We start from the raw sequence: 358 nt of genomic DNA, 5'->3' as shown, positions 1-358 counted from the left end.
CTCGACTGTACTTGTTGTGCCCCTGCAGATATTTCTTTCTTCAATTTATTACTCATTTTGTTGAATGCGTCTTCTGCGACTTTGCGATTCTGCTCAGCCATGGCCTCGTATTGACCTCTCATACCATTCAAAATTTCAGTGAGATCTATACCAGGAGCAGCATTCATTTCGACGCTGACTTGAGCCACTCCAGTTCCTTGGAAGCCTTTCATTTCCTCTTCATGGTTTTTCTTGAGATAAATAATTTCCTCGTTAAGACTCTCAAGTTGTGATTCCAGGCCAGATCTGGACATGGTCAAGTCATCCAGGACTCTGCGCAGACCATTAATATCGGCCTCCACGCTCACGCGAAGGGCCC

The 358-nt window shown here is 45.5% G+C and carries 1 protein-coding gene; it reads right to left on the bottom strand.

Annotation, left to right across the window (positions count from 1 at the left end; genetic code table 11):
* Positions 1 to 293: intermediate filament family protein (locus EUU22_RS24320; RefSeq protein WP_245485293.1), on the bottom strand; the 293-nt coding region annotated here is incomplete at its 3' end.
* Between the last annotated feature and the right edge of the window lie 65 nt (positions 294 to 358).

This window comes from Ciceribacter ferrooxidans, assembly GCF_004137355.1.
Taxonomy (GTDB): Bacteria; Pseudomonadota; Alphaproteobacteria; order Rhizobiales; family Rhizobiaceae; genus Allorhizobium; species Allorhizobium ferrooxidans.
Note: the sequence above shows the minus strand (reverse complement) of the source record. Positions and strands in the feature narration are given on the sequence as shown.